We start from the raw sequence: 8122 nt of genomic DNA, 5'->3' as shown, positions 1-8122 counted from the left end.
GCCCCGACGGAGACGGCGGCGTCGTCGCGGTCCTGGCCGGCTCGGCGCGCCGCGGGCCGTGGGCATGGGTGGCAGGCGTGACCGGAGCGGAAGTGGCCGAGAGGGACGCGCGGGCCTCCCGCGCGGCGTGCAGTGCCCGGGCGCCCACGATGATCAGGTACGTGCCGCCCAGCAGGGTGAGTCCGTAGTAGGCGGTGGTGGAGCTGCGCAGCGCCGCCGCCACTCCGGCCGCCGCCAGCGCGGCCCAGGCGAAGATCGCCGCGGAGGATCCGGTGGCGGCCAGCAGGCCGGGGCGACGGCCAGCCATGGCATAGCGCAGAGCCAAGAACGTGTCCGGTCCCGGAGTGACCGCCAGGATCGCGGCGACGCCGAGAAAGGCCAGGTAGCTGCTCAGGGTCACGATGTCTCCTCGGGGGCGAACGGCCAGCCTCACCATTCCACCTCCTTCAACTGTTCGGGACAAGCGGGTGTTCTTGAATGATTGTTCGTCATCACCGTATGGTCATGGCATGCAGAACCCGCACCGTCTCCAGATGCTGGAGGCCGTGATCGCCAGCGGCTCCGTCCAGGCGGCGGCCCGGAACCTGAACTATTCGCCGGCGACCGTCAGCCAGCACCTCAAACAGCTGGCCCGCGAGACCGGGCTGGAGCTGTTCACCCGAGAAGGCCGGGGGATCGTGCCGACCGAGGCGGCCCGGGAGCTCGTCGCCCACGCGTCGGGAGCGCTCACCGAGCTGCGTCGGCTGGACCGCACCATCGCTGACCTGCGGGAATCCCCGGCGGAGCACCTGGCGGTGGCGTGCTTCTCCTCGGCCGCGCAGGTCTGGCTGCCGGGAGTCATCGAGGCGGTCCGCACCCACCACCCTCAGGTCACGGTGGAGGTCAGCCTCAACGAGCCCTATGGCGGGCATGGCCGCCGTCATGCCGACCTCGACATCCGCAACGAGCCCCTCGACGATCCGCCGGAGCCGGATGCTCCCCGCCTGGAGGGCTACGAGCGGCATCCGCTGGCCGTGGACGCCTTCTTCGTGGTGCTGCCGCCGGGGCACCGGCTGGCCGACCGGGACGTCATTCCGCTGCAGGAGCTGCAGGACGAGCCCTGGATCGACCACGACATCTATGACAGCCCGACGGGCCGGATCATCAGCACCGCCTGCCGCGCGGCGGGATTCGCGCCGGGCTATGTGGCGCGGCTGGACGACCATCACGCGGCGCTGGCGCTGGTCGAGGCCGGGATCGGTCTCACAGTCCTGCCGCGGTTGGCGCTCACCGGCGTGGAGGAGAGGCTCCCGGTCCGGGGGCTGACAGCCCCGGAGGTCCGCCGGCGCATCGTGGTGCATGTCCGGCGTGCCCCGCAGCCGCGCCCTGTGGTGCAGCGTGCCCTGCAGACGCTGATGCAGCTGTCCGCCCGAGGCTGAGGGGCGCCCAGGGCCAGGACCAGGGCCCGGTGTCCAGCGCTGAGGGGTGGGACAGCCGGCGACGCCGAAACCTCGCGCAGGCGAGGTGCCGCTGACTATCCTGCGAGCACACCGGAAGGACCGGCCCATGGCACGCATCCTCATCACCGGATCCACCGACGGACTCGGTCGCATCGCCGCGGAGCACCTGCAGGCGGCAGGACACCACGTCACGGTCCACGCCCGCGACGACCACCGTCTCGCCTCCCTGCGGCCGCTGGTGGACGACGGCGCCTCCGCCCGAGGTCGGCGACCTCGCCGACAGGGAGCAGGTCCGGGACATCGCCGCCCAGGCGGAGGAGCTCGGTGGCTTCGATGCGGTCATCCACAACGCCGGCGTCCTCCGTGGTGCGCACCGGCTGCCGGTCAATGTGGTGGCCCCCTATCTGCTCACGGCGCTGCTGCCCCGTCCCCGGCGCCTGATCATCCTCTCCAGCGGTCTTCACCACGGAGGCCACCCGACCCTGGAGGGACTCGACTGGGCCGGAGAGCAGGAGACTGCCACCTATGCGGACACGAAGCTGATGGCCACCGCTCTGGCCGCCGCCGTCGAGCGCCGATGGCCGGAGACCGTCTCACACGCGGTGGACCCCGGCTGGGTGCCGACCCGCATGGGCGGCGCCTCGGCCACCGGGGACCTCCGGGAAGGAACTCGGACCCAGGAATGGCTGGCCGTCACCGCCGACGACGCCGCCGGCGTCGGCGGGTATTGGCACCACCGGCGTCGCGAAGAGCCCCATGCCGCCGTCCACGATGAGCAGTTCCAGGGGCAGCTGTTGTTCGCGCTGGCCCAGCACACCGGCGTCACACTGGACTGAGGCCCGCCACCGGCCCCTGCGTACGCCATAGCTGACCCATCTCCCGGCGGCTGTGACTCGTACCATGGACTATGGAGGGCTTGTCCCGGGCGGACCGGGCGGACGACGCCGCATTGCTGGCGGGCCTCGCAGTGGGAGACGCCGCTGCGGCCACGGCCTTCGTGCGCCGGTTCCAGCGTGCGGTGTTCGGCATGGCGGTGAGCATCACCCGCGACCCGGCCCTCGTCGAGGACGTCAGCCAGGAGGTGTTCCTGCGTGCCTGGCGGGCCGCGGGCACCTATGACCTGCGGCGCGCCTCCGTGCTGACCTGGCTTCTGACGATCTCCCGCAACGCCGCCATCGACGCCGTGCGTGCCCGACGGGTCACCCCGGTGGAGGACGAGATCCTGGACCGGCTGGTGCAGGACACGCTGACGGCGGTGCCGGAACAGGAGGAGACGGCGCTCAACCGCATCGAGTCGGAGCGGGCCCTCCGGAGGCTGCACAGCCTGTCACCTCCCCAGGCGCGGGCGGTGGTGCTGGCGGTGTTCGGCGGCTGCACCGCCGCCGAGGTCGCTGACCGGGAGGGGATCCCGCTGGGCACCGCCAAGACGCGCATCCGCGACGGGCTGCGCCGCCTGCGGGATCGGAAGGAGGCGGACCATGCCTGATGCCCACCCCGACCCGCACCTGCTGACGGACCTCGCACTGGGCACCGGAGACCCCGAGCCCACCGCGCCGCTGGTGGACCACGTATCCCAATGCCCGAGCTGCCGCCGCACCGTCGCCGACTCCTGGACGCCGTGGAAGCGGTCCTGCCGGCGGCGCCGCGGGCGGCCCCGCGCCGGGGCTGGAGTCACGCGTGCTGGCCGGTCTGGGTGTGGAGCCGCCGTCGTCCTTCCCGACGGCGGCGCCTGCCCCCGGGTCACCGGTCGCCTGCGGAAGGCCTTGCTGCCCTCCGCGGCAGCGGTGACGGGCCTGACCATCGGGGCGGGGATCATGTGGGGAGTGCTCGGCGGGCAGCCACCGGCGGGACCGGAAGACGCAGCGGGGTTCCCTCTCGTCGCCGCCGACGAGGATGACGCCGATCCGGTGGGTGAGGTCTCCCGTGCCTACGGAGAGTCTGGGGCGGTGCTGGTGATCGACGTGGTCGCGGCCCCGGAGGGCCGGGCCGTCACATGCCTGGTCAGGCTGGCCGACGGCACCGTGCAGGAGGTCGGCGAGTGGCCGCTGGGTGAGGGCGGCGGCACGTGGGTCGTCGCCGACCGCGACCCCAGCGTGGTGGAGGTCCTGCTCATCGACCAGGACGGGCAGCGGTGGGCCTCCTCCCGCCTGTGACCGACCAATCCCTCTGCGGCTTCCAGACGTATCGTCGGTATGAGACCACACCTGAGGAGAACTCCTGCACAGCCCGGCAGGCGCCGGACGAGCACCACCCTGGCAGTCCTGGCCGCCGCGGGGCTCCTGCTCGTCGGCTGTCAGGGCGATGAGCCGACCGATGACCACGGTACTGAGGAGGAGGCCGACAGCCCCCGGCCGGGCTACGGCGCCCCTCGAGAGGCCGAGGAAGAGGCAGACGGTGCCGACGACGGTGACAGCGCGGCGACACCGGTCCACCTGACCATCACCGACCACGAGTTCGATGTCCCGGACACCGTGGCTCCCGGGGCGGAGATCACCGTGACCAACCATGACGGTGAGGCCCACACCGTGACCTCCGATGAGTCCGGGATCTTCGACGTCGCGGTGGGCGCCGGTGAGACCGTGACCTTCGCCGCCCCCGAGGAGCCGGGCGACTACAGCCTGCACTGCACCCCGCATCCGTCCATGACCGCCACGCTCGTCGTCGAGTGATCCGCCCTCGAAGGGCCCTCCGGGGCGTGACGGGACCTCGCCGCCGCCGCCTGACAGTCATGCCACGGGGCTGGCGACGCATGCGGCGTCACCAGCCCCGATCGGCTACTGCGTCCGTCCCACGGGAGAGATCCCTGAGCAGATGCCCAGGGGCGGGACGTCCACCTCTGTGATCACGTGGCCGTGTATGCGGCTCACAGGATGTACATGATGTTCATGAAGTTCATCACCGTGGTGAGAAATTCGAGCATGGCTCCTCCTCTCGGGTCCTGGCGTCGCGGTCTGGACCGAGGGGCGCGGTGAGGTGGCAGATGCCCGGACGCATGTCGTCCGGACGCCCGTGAGGCCGCGCCCCTCGGCATGGCCGACTATGTCGACGCTGACGACTCTCCCAGGGGGTGCTCACATCTCACTCACATCGCACTCACGAGGTCGTGAGGCAGGATGGGTCCATGGAGACGACCCCCACCGCATCCCACCATCGCCGTGAACTCCGCAACGTCCCGGGCGCCGACATCGGCATGGACCCCCGCGAGCGTGAGGTCCGTCGTCGTATCGCCGCCCAGGAGCTCTACACCGATGCGGCGCCCGGCCTCGACGGCCTGGAGGAGGCCCGCATGAGGGGGAAGGAGCTCGCCGGCGAGTACAACGCCACGGGTCCGCGAGAGGCCTCCCGGCGGGCCGAGCTGCTCGGGAAGCTGTTCGGTCGCGCGGGCCGCGACCTGTGGGTGGAGCCTGATGTCGTGGTCTCCTACGGCGCGCACACGTTCTTCGGCGACGACGTCTTCGTCAACACCGGGCTCACTCTCGTCGACGACGGCGAGGTCCACATCGGCGACCGCGTGATGCTCGCCCCCAGGGTCACCATCACCTCCACCGGACACCCTGTCCACCCGGAGCTGCGCCGGGACGGCACCCAGTTCTCCGCACCCGTGATCATCGAGGACGACGTCTGGGTGGGGGCCCATGCCGTCATCCTCCCCGGCGTCAGGGTCGGGGCCGGGTCCGTGGTCGCCGCCGGTGCGGTGGTCCACGCCCACGTGCCACCGCTGACGGTGGTCGGCGGGACCCCGGCGCGCGTCCTGAGGCAGATCACCGAGGCGGACCGGGACTGGTCCTGGAGGGAGCCCCGGACTCTTGCGGTGCCGACCGGCAGCGAGCCCACCGAGGGACCTGGCCGATGAGTTCGGGCTCCACGGGCTCCACGTGCTCCGCGGGCGGGGCCGTGCCCGCGCCGCGCTGGGCGGTCTGGGCTGCCTGGGGCACCGTGCTCACCACGCTTCCCAGCGGTCTATGGAGGCTCGGCAACGCGCTGGGCCTTCCGTGGGGCTATGCCAGCGCGCGGTGGGACCAGGACGGGCCAGCCCTGATCGCCTTGTCGCTGCTGACCACCGCGACGGCGGCTCTCGGCCTCGGCCTGGTGCGCTCCTGGGGTCAGACCGTGCCGGGCTGGGTGCCGCAGCTGGGTGGGCGGGTCGTCCCCGTGCGTCCCGTGGTCGTGGTGGCCTCGATCGGCGCGGTGCTGCTCACCCTGCTCTGGGCGCAGCTGTTCTGGTGGTGGGCCGTGGAGCCCCTGTCCAGCGGGGTGGATCCGCGCTGGCACACTGCCGTCGGGTTCCTCTACCTGCCCCTGGTCGCCTGGGGTCCGCTGCTGGCGGCGGTGACGTGGGACTACCGCCGACGTCGGCGGGCCTCCGAATCCGTCTGAGGGGGAGCGACGCGGGCGGTGAGGCGCCAGCAGGCTGAGGCGTCTCACCTCGGGAGAAGGTCCGTGGATCTCTGGTGGCCCGGCAGGTCCAGCTGGTAGAACGGTGAGCACAGCCTCGAGGGTGAGGCTTCAGAACGATCACCGCTGCGGTGCGGCGAGAAAGAGGCTGAGGTGGCAGGCGATCCAGAACGGGTTGAGGGGAACGGGGCGGACGCTGAGAGCAGCTCGCCCCTGCTGATTCCGGTGCGTCTTGACGCCGCCGTGGACCTCGCTGATCGGGACGGTCAGCGGACGCGGCATGCGGACCTTGCCTCCGCGCTGGCCGCGGTGCGTCGCGGTCATCACGGGCACCTGTCTCCGGTCATCGGGCTCGACGCGGGTCCGGGCGCCGCCGACGTCGTCGAGTCCGGGTGCTGGACGCTGGAGTACATCGATCCGGAGCGGTGCGAACGGCCTCCTCGTCAGGCCATGGACTTCACACTCTCCTACACGGATTGGACGATGACGGTCCCGGGAGAGGGGCCGCGCCCGGTCGATGTCGCGGAGCTGGGCGAGGAACTCGCGTCGGTGATCCGCGCCAGCGGGCGGCCCGCCGAAGTCGTCGGGGATCTGCTGGGCCTGCGACCGACCGTCTTCACCCTGGACACCGACGGCCGTGCTGCGCCCGCACCCGCAGCACTGGCGGAGCACATCCGGTCCGCCGGGCTGCCCCAGGAGGAGCCGGAGTCAGACGGCACGGCTGAGCATGAGGCGGCAGGGCACGCGAGCCGCGCCGACGAGGTCGGCTCGGACTCCGCTCCTGTTGTGGCCGGGGCTGTTGAGGGTGAGCCTTCCCTGGACACCGGTGAGTTCGAAGCGCTCACCCGCAGTGCGCGCCGTGCCCAGGACCGGCAGCGGCGGAAGCGTCGTCGTCGGCGGGCTGCGGTGCTGGGAGCAGTGGTGGCGGTGCTGGTCGGCGGCCTCGCCTGGTACGCCGTGACAGGGGAGGACGACGCACGGGGAGACTCTCCGGCGACCGCCTCCCCTGAGCTCGTGGAGGCAGGGATCGATCTTCGGGACGAGTACTCCCTGCGGCTGTGGGACCTGCCGCCGTCGGAGGCCGGTCAGCTCTCGGTGTTCTCGGCGGGCGTTCTCAGCGTGGCCGGCGAGGGCGAGACCCTGGTGCTGCGTGCTGGGCTGACCGGCGAGCCGGTGGCGGAGATCGAGCTGGACTCCGAGCTGCAGTGGACCACCGAACTGCGGCTGCCAGGGGAGACCGAGGCCGCCGTCGACGCCGTGGGCGTCCGTACCGACGGTGAGTTCACCGTGGTGACCGCCGCAGGGGATGAGCAGAGGTGGGAGATTCCTGAGGGGTCGGAGGTCACGGCAATGGGGGAGATCCCGCTGCTGCATGACCAGGACGGCGTCCACTTGCTCGAGCTGGGCTCGGAGGAGCCGGAGCTCCTGGAGGTCAATCCCGAGCTGATCACCGGAGCGGCCGACCGGGCCGGGATCATCCAGGCCCGACCCGGTGAACCGGAGATCGTGCGTATCCCGTGGTCAGAGGGCGAGGAGTCGACGGCACTGACCCTGGAGACGCCGGAGGAAGGGTTCACCTTCACCAAGCACCTGGCCGTGGGGCACGGGCAGGGGCTGTCGTACTGGACTGCCGAGGACCAGGGCTACTACGTGGTCCACGATCTCGACGACGGGGCGGCCCGTGCCGTGCTCGAGACGCCGACCCCGGCCTCCGAGGCGCCGGCCTGGGAGGTCGGGCGGGGTATGGACCTGGCCATCATCGAGAATTATGCTGTGTCTTTGACGTCTGGCGAGTTGGAGGCGGCCTGGGATGGAGCCGACTTCACCGTGGCCTTGGGGCCCGCGGCGGTGGTGGAGACCGACAGTGGGCGTCATATCGTGCTGGACCAGCACGTGTATTCAGAGACTGACAGAGTGATCGGGGTGTCCCCAGGGGGGACGATGTGGGTGCGGCAGCCGGATGGTTCGGTGGTGGCGCTCTCCCGGGACCGAGGGGATGCTTGATGACACCGATGAATCGTCCTGCCGGCGTGCGAGCCGGTCTTGCTGCTGCCGTGGTGGTCGGCCTGAGCGCGCCGCTGAGCGCACTTCCGGCCTATGCGGAGACCGAAGAGTCGGTCCGCGACGTGCCCGCGGAGGTCAGCCCCGACGAGACGTCGGCATCTGACCCGCAGGAGGATCTCGAGACGCCTGACGTCCCGGAGCCGGAGCCGGAGCCGGAGCCTGAGCCTGAGCCGGAGCCGGAGCCTGAGCCTGAGCCGGAGCCTGAGCCTGAGCCGGAGCCGGAG

At 71.4% G+C, this 8122-nt stretch carries 10 protein-coding genes; 9 read left to right on the top strand and 1 reads right to left on the bottom strand.

The annotated features are described in order from the left end of the window. Positions 1-400: LysE family translocator (locus BCY76_RS16490; RefSeq protein ID WP_170922741.1), on the bottom strand; the 400-nt coding region annotated here is incomplete at its 3' end. Positions 401-509: 109 nt separating this feature from the next. Between BCY76_RS16490 and BCY76_RS16485 the strand changes: the two genes are divergently transcribed. The 9 genes from BCY76_RS16485 to BCY76_RS18345 form a co-directional block, all read left to right on the top strand. Continuing rightward, complete coding sequence (locus tag BCY76_RS16485; protein ID WP_070158727.1) at positions 510-1418, top strand: LysR family transcriptional regulator; 909 nt, start codon at positions 510-512, stop codon at positions 1416-1418. 413 nt (positions 1419-1831) lie between these two features. Further along, positions 1832-2275, top strand: coding sequence for a hypothetical protein (locus BCY76_RS20555; protein ID WP_336582630.1), 444 nt, complete (start codon positions 1832-1834; stop codon positions 2273-2275). 71 nt (positions 2276-2346) lie between these two features. Then, positions 2347-2925: an RNA polymerase sigma factor gene (locus BCY76_RS16475; RefSeq protein ID WP_070158729.1), complete on the top strand. Its 579-nt coding sequence runs from the start codon at positions 2347-2349 to the stop codon at positions 2923-2925. Next, positions 2918-3592 (top strand): hypothetical protein, encoded by a 675-nt coding sequence (locus BCY76_RS17790; protein WP_139827860.1) that lies wholly within the window; start codon positions 2918-2920, stop codon positions 3590-3592. Before BCY76_RS16475 ends, BCY76_RS17790 begins: the two co-directional genes overlap by 8 nt. A gap of 39 nt (positions 3593-3631) precedes the next feature. After that, positions 3632-4108: a cupredoxin domain-containing protein gene (locus BCY76_RS16465; protein WP_070158731.1), complete on the top strand. Its 477-nt coding sequence runs from the start codon at positions 3632-3634 to the stop codon at positions 4106-4108. Positions 4109-4560: 452 nt separating this feature from the next. After that, positions 4561-5292, top strand: a complete 732-nt coding sequence (locus BCY76_RS16460; protein ID WP_237090241.1) for a DapH/DapD/GlmU-related protein — start codon at positions 4561-4563, stop codon at positions 5290-5292. Continuing rightward, a complete protein-coding gene (locus tag BCY76_RS16455; RefSeq protein WP_070158732.1) occupies positions 5289-5816 on the top strand; it encodes a hypothetical protein in 528 nt (175 codons plus the stop codon). Before BCY76_RS16460 ends, BCY76_RS16455 begins: the two co-directional genes overlap by 4 nt. Positions 5817-6059: 243 nt before the next feature. Continuing rightward, positions 6060-7838 (top strand): hypothetical protein, encoded by a 1779-nt coding sequence (locus BCY76_RS16450; RefSeq protein ID WP_085437933.1) that lies wholly within the window; start codon positions 6060-6062, stop codon positions 7836-7838. 8 nt (positions 7839-7846) lie between these two features. Further along, positions 7847-8122, top strand: a 276-nt coding sequence (locus BCY76_RS18345; protein ID WP_442935372.1) for a hypothetical protein, incomplete at its 3' end; no start/stop codon positions are given.

The sequence above is a fragment of the Nesterenkonia sp. PF2B19 genome, assembly GCF_001758425.2.
Taxonomy (GTDB): Bacteria; Actinomycetota; Actinomycetes; order Actinomycetales; family Micrococcaceae; genus Nesterenkonia; species Nesterenkonia aethiopica.
The sequence above is the reverse complement of the archived record's forward strand: the minus strand, read 5'-3'. Positions and strand labels throughout refer to the sequence as shown.